The organism is Streptomyces actinomycinicus (assembly GCF_016741775.1).
Lineage (GTDB): Bacteria > Actinomycetota > Actinomycetes > Streptomycetales > Streptomycetaceae > Streptomyces > Streptomyces actinomycinicus.
The window spans coordinates 72,972-90,454 of sequence record NZ_JAERRK010000007.1; the positions used below are offsets into that span (position 1 = coordinate 72,972).

General features: G+C 69.7%; 15 protein-coding genes. 10 read left to right on the top strand and 5 right to left on the bottom strand.

Translation table 11 applies throughout. The features are described 5' to 3' along the window. Positions 1 to 24 precede the first annotated feature (24 nt). Positions 25 to 984 (top strand): MvdC/MvdD family ATP grasp protein, encoded by a 960-nt coding sequence (locus tag JK359_RS16260; protein WP_201836173.1) that lies wholly within the window; start codon positions 25 to 27, stop codon positions 982 to 984. 1,392 nt (positions 985 to 2,376) lie between these two features. Here the strand turns inward: JK359_RS16260 and JK359_RS16265 are convergent. Further along, entirely contained in the window at positions 2,377 to 2,877 is a 501-nt protein-coding gene (locus JK359_RS16265; RefSeq protein ID WP_201836174.1) for an HIT family protein, read from the bottom strand. Positions 2,878 to 3,545: 668 nt separating this feature from the next. On the opposite strand from JK359_RS16265, the gene JK359_RS16270 reads away from it, so the two are divergent. Next, a complete protein-coding gene (locus JK359_RS16270) occupies positions 3,546 to 4,115 on the top strand; it encodes a hypothetical protein (protein WP_201836175.1) in 570 nt (189 codons plus the stop codon). Positions 4,116 to 4,379: 264 nt separating this feature from the next. On the opposite strand, the gene JK359_RS16275 is transcribed toward JK359_RS16270, so the two are convergent. Continuing rightward, positions 4,380 to 4,550, bottom strand: coding sequence for a DUF5670 family protein (locus tag JK359_RS16275; RefSeq protein ID WP_011113206.1), 171 nt, complete (start codon positions 4,548 to 4,550; stop codon positions 4,380 to 4,382). 592 nt (positions 4,551 to 5,142) lie between these two features. After that, positions 5,143 to 6,363: an MFS transporter gene (locus JK359_RS16280; RefSeq protein WP_201836176.1), complete on the bottom strand. Its 1,221-nt coding sequence runs from the start codon at positions 6,361 to 6,363 to the stop codon at positions 5,143 to 5,145. A 488-nt stretch (positions 6,364 to 6,851) separates the two neighbouring features. On the opposite strand from JK359_RS16280, the gene JK359_RS16285 reads away from it, so the two are divergent. Genes JK359_RS16285 through JK359_RS16310 form a run of 6 tightly spaced genes read left to right on the top strand, consistent with a single transcriptional unit; the run spans position 6,852 to position 12,322 of the window. Next, positions 6,852 to 7,916, top strand: coding sequence for a threonine aldolase family protein (locus tag JK359_RS16285; protein WP_201836178.1), 1,065 nt, complete (start codon positions 6,852 to 6,854; stop codon positions 7,914 to 7,916). A gap of 4 nt (positions 7,917 to 7,920) precedes the next feature. Next, positions 7,921 to 9,288: a condensation domain-containing protein gene (locus tag JK359_RS16290; protein WP_201836180.1), complete on the top strand. Its 1,368-nt coding sequence runs from the start codon at positions 7,921 to 7,923 to the stop codon at positions 9,286 to 9,288. A gap of 42 nt (positions 9,289 to 9,330) precedes the next feature. Continuing rightward, positions 9,331 to 10,206, top strand: a complete 876-nt coding sequence (locus tag JK359_RS16295) for a diiron oxygenase (RefSeq protein WP_201836182.1) — start codon at positions 9,331 to 9,333, stop codon at positions 10,204 to 10,206. Continuing rightward, positions 10,193 to 10,456: an acyl carrier protein gene (locus JK359_RS16300; RefSeq protein WP_236677951.1), complete on the top strand. Its 264-nt coding sequence runs from the start codon at positions 10,193 to 10,195 to the stop codon at positions 10,454 to 10,456. The genes JK359_RS16295 and JK359_RS16300 overlap by 14 nt, the downstream gene beginning before the upstream one ends. Beyond that, on the top strand, positions 10,443 to 11,318 hold the full coding sequence (locus JK359_RS16305) for an aminoacyl--tRNA ligase-related protein (RefSeq protein WP_201836184.1): 876 nt from the start codon (positions 10,443 to 10,445) through the stop codon (positions 11,316 to 11,318). The genes JK359_RS16300 and JK359_RS16305 overlap by 14 nt, the downstream gene beginning before the upstream one ends. After that, positions 11,315 to 12,322, top strand: a complete 1,008-nt coding sequence (locus JK359_RS16310) for an agmatine deiminase family protein (protein WP_201836185.1) — start codon at positions 11,315 to 11,317, stop codon at positions 12,320 to 12,322. The genes JK359_RS16305 and JK359_RS16310 overlap by 4 nt, the downstream gene beginning before the upstream one ends. 543 nt (positions 12,323 to 12,865) lie before the next feature. Here JK359_RS16310 and JK359_RS16315 read toward each other — a convergent pair. Then, positions 12,866 to 13,501, bottom strand: a complete 636-nt coding sequence (locus JK359_RS16315; RefSeq protein WP_201836187.1) for a TetR/AcrR family transcriptional regulator — start codon at positions 13,499 to 13,501, stop codon at positions 12,866 to 12,868. Positions 13,502 to 13,620: 119 nt separating this feature from the next. On the opposite strand from JK359_RS16315, the gene JK359_RS16320 reads away from it, so the two are divergent. Both JK359_RS16320 and JK359_RS16325 read left to right on the top strand, forming a co-directional pair. After that, on the top strand, positions 13,621 to 14,010 hold the full coding sequence (locus JK359_RS16320; protein ID WP_201836189.1) for a VOC family protein: 390 nt from the start codon (positions 13,621 to 13,623) through the stop codon (positions 14,008 to 14,010). A 44-nt stretch (positions 14,011 to 14,054) separates the two neighbouring features. Then, positions 14,055 to 14,666 carry a dihydrofolate reductase family protein gene (locus tag JK359_RS16325; RefSeq protein ID WP_201836191.1) on the top strand — a complete coding sequence of 204 codons (612 nt, stop codon included), beginning with the start codon at positions 14,055 to 14,057 and terminating at the stop codon, positions 14,664 to 14,666. A 354-nt stretch (positions 14,667 to 15,020) separates the two neighbouring features. Here the strand turns inward: JK359_RS16325 and JK359_RS16330 are convergent, their stop codons facing one another. Continuing rightward, positions 15,021 to 17,192, bottom strand: a complete 2,172-nt coding sequence (locus JK359_RS16330; RefSeq protein ID WP_201836194.1) for a TerD family protein — start codon at positions 17,190 to 17,192, stop codon at positions 15,021 to 15,023. Positions 17,193 to 17,483 lie beyond the last annotated feature (291 nt).

Here is a 17,483-nt window from a genome sequence, read left to right on the forward strand (position 1 = left end):
ACACGTAGGCAGGAGAGGAACGGCATGACCAGGACGGCCGGCCACGGCGCCGATGGGAGCCCGGTGGTGATCATCGGAGACCTCGCGGACCCCCACGTCCGTGAGGTGATCGACCGCATCTGCCCGCAGCGCCCGCTGGCCGTCCTGGACACGGTGAGCATCCAGCGGATGCGGTTCACCGTATCGGCGGTCGGGTTCAGCGTGGACACCGCCAACGGAAAGGGAACGGCCGACCTCGACGAGGCCCGGCGCGGCTGGATCCGCCGTCTGGCACCCGCCGAGTCGGACAACGGCCTCAGGTCCGGGAGCAAGGACGCCGCGGTGCGTGGGGCATGGCGGGCCTTGCTGACGGCGGTGCCGCGTACCACTGCATGTGAGTGGCTCAGCGACCTCGACGCGCTGCTCGCGGCCGAGAACAAGATCGTGCAGTGCCGGGCCGCCTCGGCCACCGGCATCAGAATGCCGCCCACAGTGGTCACCAACGATGCCTCACGCGCCCCCTCGCCGCATGCAGGTCTCGTCGCCAAGCCGCTCGGGCCCGGGCACTTCTGGCTGGGGTCACCGGACGACCCACGTGTGGTCTTCGCGGTGCCGGTGGACACCCTCCACCCCGCCTGGACAGACCTCTTGCCCGGCGCTCCGTTCATCTTGCAGGAGCGACTCCACGCCGTGCGGCACCTGCGCGTGGTCACGTTCCGCCACACCTCGTGGGCGTTCGAGATCGCGGCCGGGGAACTGCCCCTCGACTGGCGCCAGAGCGCCGCCGCCCACTCGTCGTGGCGCTCGGTCCGCGCGCCCGACGTCGAACGGCAGGCACTACGGCTCTCGGCCGCCATGTCCGTGCGGTACTCGAGCCAGGACTGGATCGAGACTGCCGACGACACGTACTTCATCGACCTGAACCCCAACGGACAGTGGCTCTTCCTGCCGGACCCCGGTGCTTCGCAGATCTCGGCGGCAATCGCCGACTGGCTCCAGGAATGACCCGCCACGGTGCTGTCGCCGGTGCCCGCTCGGCGAACCCGGGACGTGAGTCACCTGTCGGTCTCCCTCCTTGCCCGTCGGTGAGCCGCTACTGGTGGGAGAGGCGCTGGCGTTGCCGGAAGGACTTGCAGAGGGCCGCGTGGAAGGGGTTGCCGTCCGGGAGGGCGCGCTGGGGCGGCCGCTGCTGGAGGGGCGAAGGGTCGCCTGCTCCTTCACCGGCGGCGCACTGGTGGTGGCGGGGGCCTGCAGGCGGGGGCTGGAACACAGGGGTGACGGAGTTTACCGGCCGCGGCATCGGGGGCGGCCGGGTCGGCGCCTCCGGGCTCGTGGCCGATCCGCGGAGCCGGCCGTGTGAGCCCCGTCCTCTCCTCGTCCAGGCCTGTACGAGCAGTGGCCGTGGGGAGCGCTCGGTCATGTCAGCTGCCCCCGATGCCCAGCGCGGTGAGCAAGGACCAGGACGAGGGTGGCTACGGCGAACAGGCCGTGGGCCAGTACGACCGCAACGGGAAAGTACCGTTCGGCAGGGACCGTCTCGTCGGTTCCCGCCGGAGCCGTACCGGTAGCCGTGGCCCGGGTCCTCAGCGGCTACCTCGACGGTCTCGAGGTCAACGGCATCCAGGCCGTCCTGGCGCCCCGGCCCGGGGAGTGCTGCGTGCGGTTGGGCCCCACCGGCAGCGACGACGATGACCCCATACTGCAGGACCGCCGGGCACGCAGGCCTGAGCCTCCTTCGGCGGCCACCGGACGGCCACCCGGCTCGTAGCCGCGTTCACGGGGTTGCGGGCCGGGTCCGGGCCCTGAACCGACGCCGTACTCCGGGGCCGGAGGCCGGGCCCGGTTCCGGCCCCGGACGGGGTCCGGCCTCGGGGGGGGGGAGTCGGCGTCGTACCGGCCTGTGGGCTCCGGTCCGCCGGGAGCCGCCGTGCCGCTCCGACGGTTCTCCAGCACGCTCGCGGTGACGGCCTCCCCCGAGACCCAGGGCGTGAGGAGCATGAGGAAGCCGGGCACCCCGCGACGGCGGCGGCAAGCAACGGCCAGTCGCAGGCGACGTCGACCCGGAGCGAGCGGCGCGGGGCGACTGGGCCTCCTCCTGCGGCGTAGCCAGGCCGGTTCACCTGGGCGCACATCTCGATCACCTGCCTGGGACCCACGGCTCGCAGGGCAGCCCGTCAGTCCTCACCCCCCAGGTCAGCGCAGGCGGCACCGTCCTGCATCTCCCCCCACGACGTCCCGGCACCGTTCGCCGGTGACCTTCGAGGTTTTCGCCGACGGGATGTCGGCCGGCAGCACCACGCTCGGACTGGGCGAGTCCCGGGCCCCCGGCTGGGTTCCCGGGGCCCCCGGCTGGGTTCCCGGGGCCCCCGGCTGGGTTCCTGGCGCCTCCGGCTGGGCTCATGGATGCCAGGGGCGGTGTCCGCTGCGTGCTATGCCTGCCCTGATCCGTGCGGCGTCGTCATCCAGGTCCGCCCGGGATCGTTCCTGCCACTCGACCTCCAGACGGAACCGGTCGTCCGCAGTGCGGGGAAAGACGTGTACATGAAGGTGGAAGACCGTCTGATCGGCTGCTTCACCGTCGGCGAGGAACACGTTCACTCCCTCACACGGCAGCCCTGAGCGCCGCAGCCCTCGCACCAGCAGATGGACGACCCGGAACAGGTGAGCCGCCAGAGTGCCGTCGATGTCCTCCAGACCTGCCGCGTGCAGCGTGGGAATGACGAGGAGGTCACCGGGCGCGGCCGGGTGGATGTCCATGAAGGCCAGGGCCTGCGGGTCCTCGTACACACGGCTGGCGCGCACCCGCCCGGAGACGATGCCGCAGAAGGTGCAGGCGGGGTCTGGCCGAGCGAGCAGTGCTCCTGGGGCCGGCGGAGGTGGCCGGGTGAACCATCCCATAGCGCCAGCATGCGGCACCGGCTCCGCATCCGCCCCGGCAGCGGGCGCGGGCCACGCCCCCTGGAGCCGGGTGCTTGGGCGGTCTCATCGAGGTCGGCGCCGACCAGTAGTTCGACGTGCGGTCCGTGGTCACGCCGTCCAGGTGGAATCCTCTCCGCAACAGTGCCGCCGGGCGGGAGGGTGTTCATGTCGCCCGGTGCCGGACCGATGAGTCGTCGCTGTCCTCCCCCACTCTCGCGGAGCAGCTGGTCGAGGCGGTTTCGCACGTCAACCGGCCTGCCCCGCATCGCCGTGACCGACGAAGCCTGCCGAGGCACCCGATCACAGCCCTGGGCAACACGCTTCAGCCGGCCGAACCGGCCAGAGTCTCGAAGCCTGCGCTGTCGCAGTAGGACACAGCACGTCCCTCCGCTGCGATGTCGCACGAGGTGGCACCTTGCGCTTGTCGCTACGGTGATCAGCGCCAGCTCCTGTTGGCCTGTCACCTCCATCGCGCACAGGTCTACCACTGGGCGGTGCCTAGCAGTTGGTACAGCGCGACTCGTCCCGGAACCGATGCCGATCTGCAGCGCCCGAGTGACGGCGAAGCCGTATCCGCCGCGGTCGCGTCCGCTGCTGAGCTGACCTAGTGCTTGATCTCTGCGCTGAGCGCCTGACCAGAGGAACGTATGCGCCACACCGCTCGAGCAACCACGCTCATCGCCGTCTGCTGTCTTGGTCTCACGGCCTGCACCGCCAGCGACGACAGAAGCACTCCCGAGCCGAGCCAGCGCGCCCAGCTCAGACTGAGGCAGAGCGCCGGTACTGCCGGCGCCGGTGGTAAGGGCACCATGCGGATCACCCCGGACACCGTGGTCTATGTCCGCAGGGCCGGCAACGGCACACCGGAGCACGATCTCTACGCCGTCGTGGCGTTCACCTCCGAGAACCGATCCGAGTTCCCGGTGACGGCGACCACTCGGAAGGGAGGCTTTCGCTGGAAGGCGTCCAACGGACACACCGTCGGCGCGGGAAACAGCATTAGCGCGGCGAGGATCGCTCCCACGGGCTTCAGTGACGGCGGGCCGACCGTCTCAGCCGGCACCTTCCGCAGAAACACCGTTGCCTTCGACATCACCACCGCCGAGAAGGGCGGCACCCTGATCTACCTCGACGGCAACGGTGACTCTTGTCGTTGGACGATACCTCCCACCAACTCGGGGTCCACCGTCTCTGCGTTGCGGATCGCACTCACATAGTCCGTCCCCCTCCGGTCCCGCTCTCCTGACCTCGAGTCATCGGCGACCCGTCACGTGAACCGGCCCCGCAGACAGGAGGAGCAGGGTTCCACTGCTGGGTCTGCGGGGCCGGTGCATGACTCACGTACCCTGCGGAGCGCCCGATACGCCCGATCCCTCCCAACCTCTTGGGTAAAGCGCCTACATACGCCGGTGGGCCCGGCCGTGTCGGCCGGGCCCACCCGCGCTCGCGTGGCGCACTCCTCGCGCCGGGTGTCTTCTCGTCTACCAGCGGTACCAGCGGCCCTTGCGGCCACCGCTGTCCGCCGTACGGACGACGAAGCCCAGCAGCCAGACGACGAGCACGATCACCGCGATCCACCACAGTGCCTTCAGGGCGAAGCCCGCACCGAAGAGGATCAGAGCCAGCAGAAGAACCAGAAGCAGGGGAACCATCGATATCAACCTCCTGGACACCGGATGCCCTTACCTCGCTACTACAAGCACACAAAAGGTGAGTTACTTTCATGGAGCACGGGGCATATGCAGATACCGCGCCAGGCATGGTTCCCCCTGCCCCGCCCTTCACTCACGCGGTACCGGCTCGTGAGGTGCCTGGGCGGGCCGGTGGTCAGGGTGTGTCGCCGGAGTAGCAGATACAGCAGGCACCACCGGGCCCGGCGCACGCGACTCGTCGGCGCTCGGGTCGTTCAGGGCGCGGCCGCCCGGTCGGCGCGACAGCTCGGTCGACAGGGCGAGACCGCCACTCTGGTGGGGGCGCGGTGCCGCCCTGCTCCAGGCCACCGGTTGGGTACCGAAATCCAGGCAACGAGCCTTGCCGGTTCTCGGTGTACTGCAGACATGTCCGCGGACGTGAGCGGGATGCTCGAGTGCAGACCTCTGGCGTGGATCGTGGATCCTCGGGGAGGACGACGAAGAGGCGGTGTGGCATGCCGCCAGCAACCTCTTCACCGCGGCCTGCCGGAGGACGCTTCGAACGGGCTGCGAGCCGTGTTCGCCGTCTGGGGCGGGCCGCAGGCACCCGTCCCTAACAGTCCGGTGCCGACGAGCGGGCGGGTTCGTTCACGTCGGCGTCGCCGTCGTTCTGCGCGGCGGCGGTTCGGGGGTGCTCCGGCAGACGACGTGAGCCGATGGCTATGACGAGGGCGACCGCGATGCCCACGGCGATGCCGCTGCGCAGGGTGCCGGCCTCCGCGACGAAGCCGATCACCACCGGCCCGGCCAGCAGGCCCGTGTATCCCATGGCCGAGACTTGCGCGATGGCCGCGTCCGAGCGTCCCGGGGCGACCGCGCCCGCCACGGACATGGTCAGCGGGACGACGACGCACACGGTCAGCCCGGTGAGCCCAAATCCGGCGATCGCCACCGGTGCGGAGGGGGCCACCACCACCAGCAGGATGCCGAGGGCGGTGGCGAGGCCGGCGCCGGTGAGCAGGGAGCGTGCACCGTAGCGGGTCTGCACCCGGTCCGCGCACACGCGTCCGGAGAAGGTGGCGATCTCGAAGACGGGGTAGGCCACGGCGGCGAGCGCCGGGGAGGCCTGGAGGCAGCGGGTGAGCAGCAGGCCGCTCCAGTCGGCGGCCAGTCCTTCGATGAGCAGCGCGCAGAAGGCGAGCGCACCGATGGCGTAGACGATCCGGGGAAGGCCCTGCCTGCCGGAGGTGTGCTCCTCCTCGGCCGGCGCGTCGAGGTAGGTCCAGCCGAGCGCGCATGCGATCGGCAGTGCGGATGCCGCGACGGCCAGGACGGTGACCGTGTAGGAGACGCCTGCCGCGGCCAGCCCGGCGGCCAGCAGACCACCGGTCACCGCGCCCGCGCTCCACCCGGCGTGCATCCCGTTCATGAGCGGCCGGCCGGCAAGCCGCTCGACCAGACTGCCCTGGGCGTTCATCATCGCTTCGGCGATGCCTGAGGCCGCGCCGAAGCCTGTCGCGGCGGCGAGGAGCAGCGGGTAGGACGGGCTCAGTGCGATCAGTCCGACCGCGAGGGCGACGAGCGGGGCTCCGATCCGGAGCAGCAGCCGGTTCCCGAGGGTCGTAACCAGCCATCGCATGGACTGACTCGTCGCCAGGGCGGCCAGCCCCCAGCAGAGCACCACCAGGCCGAAGTCGCCGGTACTGAGGCCGACCTTGGCGGCCAGTCCGGGTATGCGGGCCGCGAGGACGCCGTTCACCATGCCGACCAGGGCGAAGGTGAGGACGGCACCGATGTGGGCGCGCCGCAGCACACCGGTCAAGGGGGTTCGCATGAAGTGTCTTCCTGTTCGGGCCGGCGGTCGCCGGGCTCCGCTCGACGACTGGGCGGCCACGGCGCCGGCGCTGTGGGCCATGACCGAGTGGATGCGGCCTGGCTGCCGAGGCAGCGTCATATCCGCGTCTGCCAGGGAAGTTTGCCGTAAGTCTTGCGTTGGACGCTAGATCATCTCGTAGTATCTTCACATCAGTTCGTGCCGGACGAGGGGGGCGTGGTAGGCGAGGTTTCTGGCTGATTTTCGTCACAGGGAGCAGGACAGGAACCGTCCCTCGGTGACCCCGACGCCAGAGCAAACCCCAGCAGACCCGCTGTCAGCCCTGCCGGTTCACCAGTGCGGCCCCGTCCGGGGCGCCACCGCTGGAGCCGCATGCGCTCCGGCCGGCTTACCCGCACATGCGGCCGATCCTCCACCACCTGGAATGCCGGCCGCCCAACACTCCACCCCGCATCAAGCACGGGCGCGAACCAGCGCGCCCTGCGGAAATGAACGGACAAGGTGTGATCTCCCGACTGCACGACCCCACCGCCCGCGGTTTCGCCAGCGACAACTCCGCGGGCGTCCACCCCGACGTCCTCGCCGCGCTGACGGTGGCCAACGAAGGCCATCAGACGGCGTACGGCGAAGACGTCTACACGGCGCACCTCCAGCACGTCTTCCGTCAGCACTTCGGCGACCGGGCGACCGCGTATCCGGTGTTCAACGGCACCGGCGCCAATGTGCTCGGACTCCAGGCGATGAGCGCCCCCTGGGGCGCCGTGGTGTGCGCGGACAGCGCCCACATCCACACGGACGAGGCCGGCGCGCCCGAGAAGGTCGCCGGGCTGAAGCTGCTGACCGTCCCCACCCTGGACGGAAAACTCACCCCCGCGCTCATCGAACGGCAGGCCTGGGGCTGGGACGACGAGCACCGGGCGCAGCCCAATGTCGTCTCGATCAGTCAGTCGACAGAACTGGGCACCCTGTACACGCCGGAGGAGACGGCCGCCGTCTGCGCCTGGGCCCATGACCGGGGCATGCTGGTCCACGTCGACGGCGCCCGGCTGGCCAATGCCGCCGCGGCCCTCGGCGTTCCGCTGAGAGCGCTGACCACCGATGCGGGCGTGGACGTCCTGTCCTTCGGCGGGACGAAGAACGGCATGCTGTACGGGGAAGCGATGGTCGTTCTCAACCCCGAGGCCGTCCGCAGCCCGGAGCGCCTGCGCAAGTCCACGGCGCAGCTCGGGTCCAAGATGCGCTTCCTGTCGGCCCAGTTCATCGCCCTGCTGGAATCCGACCTGTGGCTGCGCAACGCCCGCCATGCCAACGAGATGGCTCAGCTGCTGGCCGATGAGGTGCGTGACCTGCCCGGTGTGGACATCGTGCGGCCCGTACAGGCCAATGCGGTCTTCGCCGTGCTGCCTCCCGAGGTGACGGCCCGCCTGCAGAAACGATTCCGCTTCTATCTGCGGGACCAGTCGTCCGGCGAGGTCCGCTGGATGTGCGCCTACGACACCACGGAAGGCGACGTCCGCGCCTTCGCCGCCGCCATCGCCGAGGAACTGGCCTGACGACATGCCTCACAACGGTGACACTCCGCGCCCTGAGCCGACGTACGTCTCCTTCACCGGCGCACGCTCCGCCGACGCGCACCTGACCTGGGGGCAGCAGGAGATCTGGGCCCTCATCGAGAAGGCCATCCCCCACGACGACGCCTACACCATCACCGGTTCCCTCCCCGTTCCAGGCGATCTGCGCCTCACGGAGACGCAGTGCCTGGAGGCGGTGTCCTTCTTCCTCTCGCGGCACGAATCCCTGCGCACCGTGTTTCCCCGGAGCGAGGACGGATCCCTGCGCCAGGTGGTCCTCGAGGAGGGAAGGCTGCCCGTCCAGATCGTCCACACGTCTCTCGACGGCGTGGCCGGGCAGAGCACGGCCCTGCGGGAATCCTTCGCGGCCCGCCCCTTCGACTACCACCAGGAACTGCCGGTGCGCCTGGCCCTCGTGGTGGCACAAGGCCTGGTACGCAGCGTTGTGTACGCCTTCTCGCACCTGGCGGTCGACTGGTACGCCCTTCTGTACCTGGTCGACGAGGTCGAGCGCTACCTGCGGCACGGCGAGGAACTGCCGCCGGAGAGCACACTGACGACGCCGGTGGACCTGGCCCACTGGCAGGTGTCCCCCGAGGGGACGGCCAAGCGGGACCGCACTCTGCGCCACGTGGAATCGCTCTTCGGCGACCGGGCCCCGCTGGCGCTGCCCCCTGCCGTGGGCGGCTCCGCCGCCGGCGAGCACTACGTCCAGGCACGACTGCGGTCGCAGGCCGCCCACGAGGCAGCGGGACGGATAGCGCGAGGCACTGGTGTCAGCACCTCGGCGGTCCTCCTCGGGGCCACCGCCCTGCTGCTGCGGGACCTGACCGGGAGCACCCATGTCGACCTGCACCTGACGAGTTCGCAGCGGTTCGACCGACGCTCACGGACGATGGTCGCGACCTTGATGCAAGAGTCGTACTTCTCCGTCGACGTGGACGGCGCCGATCTGCGGGAGGCCAGCCGGCGCTCCTGGCGCTCGGCTCTGACCGCCTACCAGAACGCCGGCTGCGACAAGGCCGGCATGGACGACCTGCTCGCCCGGCTCGCACAGGGCTCCCGGGATCCGCTGTGCATGTACTACTGCGTGAACGACAGGCGCACCCGCCCCGAGTCGGCCCGACTCGGTGAGGGCGACGACGCCGACTGGGACGGCCTGCTCGGCAAGACGGTGCTCACCTGGCCCGAGGTCACCGAACAGGAACCCTTCTACCTCGTCGTCGACAGTGACGGACAGCATCTCGACCTGTCCCTGACCTGCGACGTCCGGCACTTCCCCGCCACCACCGTGGAGCACTTCCTGCGCGGACTCGAACGCTCCATGGTCCATCTGGCCGGCGCCCTCGCCTGACCGCGGCGTCGGCGCTCCGCACAACCGAAAGATCGCAACACGATGGAAGATTCCGACTTCGGCTCGATGCTCGCCCGGCTCTCCGAGAAGTCGCGCAACGAGTACTACAACCCCTACACCAAGTTCTCCTGGCCCGACTCGGTTTCCGAGGACGCCTGGTGGATGAACCCGGAATACCTCACCGTCCACGGCACCGGGCTCGTGGAGGACGAGCGAACCCTCAAGGCCCTCGCGCGCTACGAGACCGTCAACTTCTTCAGCCTGCACGTCCACGGCATCCGCGAGCTGATGATCGAGGTGGCCAAGCGGATCCACACGCCCGACTTCGCCGACTACAACGAGTACCTGCACCACTTCATCGGTGAGGAGAACGCCCACATGTGGTTCTTCGCCGAGTTCTGCTACCGGTACACGGGCGGTATCTACCCCGAGGCCGCCTCCCCGCTCAGGAGGGAGGGCCACGGTGACCTCTGGGACGACGTCGTCGTCTTCTCCCGGATCCTCATCTTCGAAGAGATCTTCGACTACTTCAACAGCCGGATGGGCAAGGACCAGCTGATCCCGGACATCCTGCGCGAGATCCACGCGGCTCATCACCACGACGAGAGCCGGCACGTCGCCTTCGGCAAGCAGCTCGTCAAGCGTCTGCACCAGCGGGCCTGCGCGGCCGACCCCGAGCGGCGCGACGAGATCGAGAAGTACATCAAGGACTACATGACCTACTCGGTGCGCAGCCTGTACAACCCGCAGGCGTTCCGGGACGCCGGGGTGGACAAACCCCTGGAGGTCCGCCGCAAGGCGATGCAGCATCCGGTGCGCGAGGCCTTCCACGTCCGGGTGATGGCCCGGGTGGACAGGTTCTTCGTCGCGAGCGGCATCTTCGGGACCCCGTGGGGGGAGGGCCATGTCAGCGCCTGACAGCGAGGCCATGGAAGCCGTGACCGACTTCCTGCGCAAGTGCAACCCGTCGGCCGACAGCGTCGACTGGGACTGTGACCTCATCGACGCCCGCATCCTCGACTCGCTCACCTTCGTCGAGTTCCTGCTGCTGATGGAGGAGTTCAGCGGTGGTCCCATCGACCTGGGGACCACGGACGTGGCGAACTTCCGCACCCTGAACCGCATCAGCGCGTTCCTCACCAAGGCAGGCACCCATGAGCAGCCCTAGCGCAGCCGCGGTTCCGCCGGTCGGTGTCACCGACGGCCTGGTCACCCTCGGCCCCGAGGCCGTCCGCCTGCGTACGGCGCTGGACGCGGTCTTCAGCCGGTGGGCGGCCACCGCGGGGGCCGCTGACGTCCTGTTCCCGCCGCTGATCAAGGTGGCGGACCTGGCGCGGTTCGACTACTTCGTCAACTTCCCGCACCTCGCACTGGCGGCGGCTCCCGTCAGCCCGCACAGCGCGCAGGAACTGCCTCGCCACCCGGCCGAGCCGGACAGCAGGCTGACCCCCGGTCAGCTGGACGAGGCGGGACTCGTCCTGCCGTCCGCCGCCTGCTACAACGCCTACCTGTCCCTGGTCGGCAGCCGGCTCGGACAGCCCGTCCGGATCACCACGATCGCCCAGTGCTTCCGCCGCGAGAACGAGTACAGCGGGCTGCGCCGCCTGCACGGCTTCACCATGCGGGAGATCATCGCGGTGGGCGACGCGGAGACGGTCCGCAACCACCTCGGTGTGCACAAGGAGCTGATCGGGCGGTTCGCCGAACACCTCGGTCTGAAGCTGACCAGCGACGTGGCCACGGATCCGTTCTTCGACAGCAACGGCTCACGCGCCGTCATGCAGCGGCTCTTCCCGACCAAGGAGGAGTTCCTGAGCGAATCCGGTCTCGCCATCGCCTCGGTCAACTACCACCGCAACTTCTTCGGCGAGCGCGCCGACATCCTGGTGGCCGGGGAACAGGCCCACACCTCCTGTGTGGCCTTCGGTGTCGAACGTTGGCTGCACGTCCTCGCCGAGCACTTCCACGGTGACTGGGCCGCCGCCGAAGACGCCGTACGCTCCTTCGGGCCGGCGGAGGAAGAGCGGTGAAGCGACTGCGGATGCCCGCGGAGTGGGAACGGCACGAGGCCTGCCTGATCGCCTGGCCCACCCGTGAGTCGCTGTGGGGCGAGAGCTTCACGGCTGTCGAAGGGGAGTACGCCGCCGCGGTACGCGCCATCGCCGCGTTCGAGCCGGTGACCGTGGTCGTCCCGCCGGGCAGCGCGGACCGGGTCAGGTCCCTGTGCGACGTGGAGATCACCACCGTCGAGATTCCCATGGACGACTCGTGGCTCAGGGGTTCGGGGCCCATCTTCGTCCACGGGCCGCGGGGCCGGGTCGGAGTGGACTTCCGCTTCAACTCCTTCGGTGGCCGCTTCCACCCCTATGACCAGGACGACAAGGTCAGCGAGCGGCTGCTGCTTGAACTGGGCATCGAGCGGCGCGCCACGATGACCGTGCTGGAGGGCGGGGCGATCAGCGTCGACGGAGAGGGCACGCTCATCGCCACCGAGCAATGCGTGCTCAATCCCAACCGCAATCCGCGGCTCGGCCGGGAGGACATCGAGGCCGAGTTCGCCGCCCTGCTGGGTGTGACCAAGGTGATCTGGATTCCGTACGGCCATCTGGCGGGGGACACCGACGGCCACGTCGACCATGTCTGCCAGTTCGCCGGGCCGGGACGAGTGGTCGTCGAGGCCTGCGGCGACCCCGGTCGTCCGGACCATCTCCGGCTCAAGGCCAACCGCGCCGTCCTGGAGGGGGCGAGGGACGCGGGCGGGCGGAGCCTGGACATCTTCGAGCTGCCGCCCCAGCAGGAGATCCAGGTGTTCGGCCAGCGTGCGGTGGTGAACTACATGAACTTCTACGTCGCCAACGGCGGAGTGGTCATGCCGCTGGCCGGTACCGACGCCGACGAGGAGGCGCTCGCCGCCGCGGCCCGCGCTTTCCCCGACCGGCGTGTGGTCGGTGTCGAGGCACGGGCGCTCGCCCTGGGTGACGGCGGGATCCACTGCATCACCCAGCAGTTGCCGGCCGAGCCCGTCCAGAACTGAGCAGCGCGTCCCGGGCCCCAGGGCCCGGGACGACGCGCTGCGGCGCAGGATGTCTCCCACCGCACGGGCGCCTCACTCCGGGGACTTCACAGAGGAGGTGGCGGCTGGGAAGCAGTCCCTGCAGGACGCATTGACCGTTGAGACGGTCTGACCCCGGCCGGGTTCCGTTTGCCGGACGGGCAGGAATCATGCCCTCGGTCGGCTCGCGGGGCATCCGCCCGGGGACGAAAAGGGCGACGAGAAGGGCGGCGAGCACGGGCCGGCGTCCCTCGGGCAGTCCTCGGAAGACGTCACCCGCTCACACCACCTGCAGAGCAAGTAAGCCCGTGCGCCGGCTGCGTCGAGGCGCCTCACTGCTTCGGCCGCGGCCTCGAAACACGTCCGGGGCGACAACCGCCGTCGGGTCGGCTCCAAGAAGCCGCTTGCTTCGCCATGCGCATCACGACCTGTTCCACGCAGGCTCAGAGCCGGCCGGCCGGTCGTACGGACGGCGCAGTGCCGCCCGGGAGGCGCCGTTCGAGGACCACCACGCGAGAGCGGCACTCATGCAACGGCGTAGTGCCCGAGGGCCGGTTCGAGCAGGCCGAAGGCCTCGGCGGCCTCGTCCGCGACGACTGCGGCGATCTCGTCGTTCGTGCGGCCCGCGAGGGTCAGGTCCTGGATGCGGTGGAACAGGACGCGGTGCACCGCTGCGAGGAGGGCCGCGGCGGTGCGCGCGGTGATGTCGTCAGGGGACGAACCGGTGGCATCGGCGAGGGCGGCTGCGAGTGCTTCTTCCCGCCGGTCGTGCAGCGTGCGCAGGCAGGCCGAGAGGGTCGGGCTCTCGTGGATCATCCGGGAGAAGTCCGGGCCGGCGAAGCCGACGACCGGATCCTGGGCGGCGACGCCCGCCTCTGCCGTACGGCGCAGCGCGCTCAGGGCGGACTCCCCGGTGCGGCGGGAGCTCACGGCCTCGGCCAGGCTCGCCACGAACGCGTCCTGGTGGTCGAGGGCCATGTCCTCCTTGCGCGGGAAGTAGTTGGTCACCGTCTTCTTGGCGACCCGGGCGGCGGTGGCGATCTCGGCGATGGTCGTCGACTCGAAGCCCTGCGCCATGAAGAGGCGGGTGGCGTGGTCGGAGATCAGCTGCCGGGTCTCGCGCTTCTTGGACTCGCGCAGCCCCGCGGTCTCGATACTCATGGAGCAATCTTACGCCAGTAGCAAGTTTATGTTGACACCTTCAATGCCACTATCGTAACTTTACGTCAAACGTAAATTTCTCTCCCGCCGCTCACTCACCCCGAACTGAAGGATCCTGCGTGCAGATCACCGCTTCCACCGTCTCCCTCACCGTCGACGACGTGGCCGCGTCCAGCTCCTTCTTCACCACCCACCTCGGCTATGAGGAGCGCATGGCCGCCGACGGGTTCTCCTCGCTGAGCCGTCCCGACGCCGCGGCCGACATAGTCCTTTTGCGCCGCGGCATGGAGGTTCTGCCGGCCGACCAGCGTGATCAGCGCGCCAGCGGCCTCATCCTCGCGTTCACCCTCGAAAGCGGCATCGCCGACGAAGAGGACAGGCTCCGGACCGCGGGCGTCGACATCACCCTGCCACTGCGTGAAGAGCCCTGGGGCGAACGCCTCTTCCAAATCACCGACCCCAACGGTGTGGTCGTCCAGTTCGTGGAGTGGGCCTCCCCCACGGCATGACCTGCGGCACCGCAGACAAGACGACCACTTCACGAAGGGCACTCATGCGCAAGGTCGTGTACTACATCGCCTCCACCCTCGACGGCTTCATCGCCGGACCGGACGGCGCGGACCCCACCGGCCCCGACGGCTTTTGGCCGATAGCCCCGGACTACATCCAGTACCTGGCCACCACGTACCCCGAAACCCTGCCCGCCGCGGCCCGCAAGGCGCTGGGCATCACAGCCGAGAGCACCCGTTTCGACACCGTCCTCGAGGGCCGCAAGAGCTACGAGATCGGCCTGGCGGCCGGCGTCCCGGACGCCTACCCGCACCTGCGTCACCTCGTCTTCTCGCGAACGCTCACCCAATTGCCCGCTCCGGCCGTGGAACTCGTCGCCGACGATCCCGCAGCGAAGGTCCGCGAGATCAAGCGGGAAACCGGAAAGGACATCTGGCTGCTCGGCGGGGCGGAACTGGCGAGCGCGCTCTACTCGGAGATCGACCGGCTGATCGTCAAGCTCAGCCCGCTCACCATCGGGGACGGCATACCCCTGTTCTCCCGCAACGCGGCCTTCGACCCCCGCCTCTGGCAGCTCACCGACCACACCGCACTGGAGAGTGGCGCTGTCTTCCTCACCTACGACCGCGCGCCCGACTCCGAGGCGCAGGGCTAGGGCCTCTCCTGGTGAGGTCCGTGCGCGCTCCGTGTGTACCCGGGGAGCCCGCACGCTCGGCCTCGTCCCTGCATCCGCCGACCGCCGGACGCGCAGGCCGTGCCCTTTCAAGCGCATTCCGGCCTGCCGTCCCGGACGGTCGCGTCCACGGTGCGCCGGCGACGTCGAGCATGTGACTTGCGGGCGGTGAGCTTGAGGTGATCCTGCGGGGCCGGAGCATCGGCCCGGACCTGGGAGGCGCCCGATGGGCGCCTCCCAGCCGAAGTCGGCGGCGAGGAGAGCGAAAGGACTCGTTTCAGGAGAGGAATTGAGAAGGAAGCCCCTTCATGGCCTCGCCTTGGACAACGCTAGCACTCAGCCCGGGATCAGGTCGCGCAGATTTTCGAGGGTAATGATCCGGGAGTCCGGATGCAGTCCCTCGGGACGCGCGAGACCGATGTACGTCACCGGCTCGTCCGGGACCGGTTCGCCGTCCCACAGGTCCACGGTCGTGGTGTCACCGGACATCAGGTCGACCAGGTACCTCACGGTCAACTGCTCGCGCTCCACGATGGCGCGCACCACCTTGGCCACCGATACCTGATTCTCCTCCACCCGGTTGGCCGACGAGATGCCCTTCAGGTACAGGTGCAGCCATTTCGCGCGCCACCGGCCGTCGTCCCCGCGCCGGAACACCAGCGGCAGCGCCACCCGGCCCACCCCACGCAGCTCCGACTTCATCCGCACGGTACGCGGTTCGAATGGCCGGCCCTTCTGTTCACCGTCGCGCAGCATGAAGCCGAAGAACGACTCCTCAACCTCGTCGAAGCCTTCGCCGGCGTAGATGTTGACCTGCGGAACGATGAACGCGCTGCGCACTCGGCCGAGGGACAGGTCGATGAACTCCGAGGCCCCCTCGGGCGCCTCGGTGACGTCGCCGGAGTGCGCGCCCCCGACGGCCTTGAGGGACGTGTAGGAGAGCCAGGAATCGGTGCTGTAGTCCGTGTGGAGAAGCAGCGCCGACAGGTCGTAGTCGGTGCGTTCCCCGGTCTCTTTCCAGTACACGAAGAAGCGCAGTCGTTCGCCGTCGACCGCGGAGACGGACCCTCGCGGCAGTACGCCGAGCCCGGCCGCGGTCGCCCGGCCGCTGAGCGGAAGCGCCACGTCGAGGACATCGGGGTCGAGCAGCAGCCGGCTCGGCGCCGGGAGCCGGCGACGCATCTCGGCGTCGAGGGCGGCGATCAGGCGGTCGCGGGCGGCGGCCGGTACCGGCGGCCGGACGTCGGGGGTCACCCAGGCGCGGCCCCGGCGGTTGACGAAGATGCGGGGCTCGCCGCTCTCCCGTGCCCGGTTGTGCAGGTGCTCGCGCACCGAGAGCACGACCCGGCCGGAGACCTCGTGAGCGACCTGCACCGCGGCGGCCACCACCGCGTCGCGTTCCTCCTGGTCGGCGGCGATGCGCAGCAGGAGGTCCAGGGCGCGGAACAGCTTGCCGGGAGCGGACTTCAGCAGCTGCACCGCACCGAGGACGTCGGACGCGTCGAGCAGCTCCTCGATCCGGCTGTCGAAGGACCGCGCCTCCTTCTCGCCCCGCGCGACCGCGAACACATCGGCGGCGTGCGGCCAGCGCGGGTACTCGTGCGGGTGGAGGCGCTCGCCCAGCCGCTTGAAGGGCTCCCGGTGTGCGTGCACGTCGGCGAGCTTCGCGGGGCTGGCCGCGATCACGGCGTCCAGACCCGCGAGCAGCCCCCGGCGCAGCGGCCGCGACAGCGTCCGGAACCGGGTCGGCTCCTGCAGCGTCACGTCGCCGCCCGACAGCGCGCAGGCCAGCCGCAGTACATCGGTGACGGTGTCGAGGAGGAGGTCCGCGCCGACGGCGAGCCTGGCCTCGTTGACGACCGCCCGGTTCTCCCGCACCGGGATCGCCTCCGGCTGGGGGCCGAGCGCGCACCGCTCGGCGAGTGCCTTCAGGTCGCGCAGGTCGTCCTCGCCCAGCGGGGTGGTGCTGCCTGCGAAGGCCAGATACAGGTCGGTGAGTTCGTCGTCCAGGTCACGGCCGAGATGCAGGACGGTGACCCGGTCACCCGCCGAGGCGATCAGTTCGTCCTGTGCCGCGAGCATGTCCTCGTAGGTGTGCTGGTATCGGCCGTACGCGGGGAGGCTGAGCAGGTCCAGCACACCGTGGGCCAGCTGTGTCAGCACGTTCTCGCGTGAGTGGTCGTCGCCGAGCGCTTTCGCCACACACCGCATCCAGAACTCTTCGGTGTCCGGCACGTTCGCCGGGAAGTCGATGAAGTACGAGTTGTGCCGGACGTGGTCGCCCACCATCTCGCTCACGGTGCGCAGCGTCCGCCGGGCGGTGTGCACGACCACGGCCTCGGACAGCCCCGACAGCCGCTCCAGCAGCTCCGCCGAGAGCTTGAAGCCCACGGACGCCAGCGCCGCGTCGAACTGCCGTGCGGCAACGGCTCCGTTTCCGGCGGAGCCCTTGGGGCTGGGAAGGCGGTGGGTGTGCCGGATGACCAGCGATTCGAAACTGTGCGCCATTCAGGGATGATCGCAGAGGTGCGCGAGCCGGTGCACAGGAGTTTTTGCCACACGCCACTCGTCGCGGTTGTGGCCGACCAAGAGGTCCATCTCGCGGGCCGCGCCCGTCTCGGCCTGCCTGGAGGTGGTGGGCAGCGCGTCACCGTCGGCGACTGAGGCTGTGGCAGATGGTACCGGGGGGTGCCGATGTCCGCGGTGCCGTGCGGCTTCCGGCCGCCGGGGGCTGGGTGTCCAGGTCCGGCCGGTCCACGGCCGCGCGCCTCTCCGAGGGGAAGTTCCGGCCGCTGCCGA

Excerpts from the sequence above, each read along its gene's own strand:
- JK359_RS16265 (WP_201836174.1), bottom strand. The coding sequence starts at position 2,877 with ATGGGATGGTTCACCCGGCCACCTCCGCCGGCCCCAGGAGCACTGCTC.
- JK359_RS16290 (WP_201836180.1), top strand. The coding sequence starts at position 7,921 with ATGCCTCACAACGGTGACACTCCGCGCCCTGAGCCGACGTACGTCTCC.
- JK359_RS16330 (WP_201836194.1), bottom strand. The coding sequence starts at position 17,192 with ATGGCGCACAGTTTCGAATCGCTGGTCATCCGGCACACCCACCGCCTT.
- JK359_RS16325 (WP_201836191.1), top strand. The coding sequence starts at position 14,055 with ATGCGCAAGGTCGTGTACTACATCGCCTCCACCCTCGACGGCTTCATC.
- JK359_RS16275 (WP_011113206.1), bottom strand. The coding sequence starts at position 4,550 with ATGGTTCCCCTGCTTCTGGTTCTTCTGCTGGCTCTGATCCTCTTCGGT.
- JK359_RS16280 (WP_201836176.1), bottom strand. The coding sequence starts at position 6,363 with ATGCGAACCCCCTTGACCGGTGTGCTGCGGCGCGCCCACATCGGTGCC.
- JK359_RS16315 (WP_201836187.1), bottom strand. The coding sequence starts at position 13,501 with ATGAGTATCGAGACCGCGGGGCTGCGCGAGTCCAAGAAGCGCGAGACC.
- JK359_RS16260 (WP_201836173.1), top strand. The coding sequence starts at position 25 with ATGACCAGGACGGCCGGCCACGGCGCCGATGGGAGCCCGGTGGTGATC.
- JK359_RS16285 (WP_201836178.1), top strand. The coding sequence starts at position 6,852 with ATGAACGGACAAGGTGTGATCTCCCGACTGCACGACCCCACCGCCCGC.
- JK359_RS16305 (WP_201836184.1), top strand. The coding sequence starts at position 10,443 with ATGAGCAGCCCTAGCGCAGCCGCGGTTCCGCCGGTCGGTGTCACCGAC.
- JK359_RS16300 (WP_236677951.1), top strand. The coding sequence starts at position 10,193 with ATGTCAGCGCCTGACAGCGAGGCCATGGAAGCCGTGACCGACTTCCTG.
- JK359_RS16270 (WP_201836175.1), top strand. The coding sequence starts at position 3,546 with ATGCGCCACACCGCTCGAGCAACCACGCTCATCGCCGTCTGCTGTCTT.
- JK359_RS16295 (WP_201836182.1), top strand. The coding sequence starts at position 9,331 with ATGGAAGATTCCGACTTCGGCTCGATGCTCGCCCGGCTCTCCGAGAAG.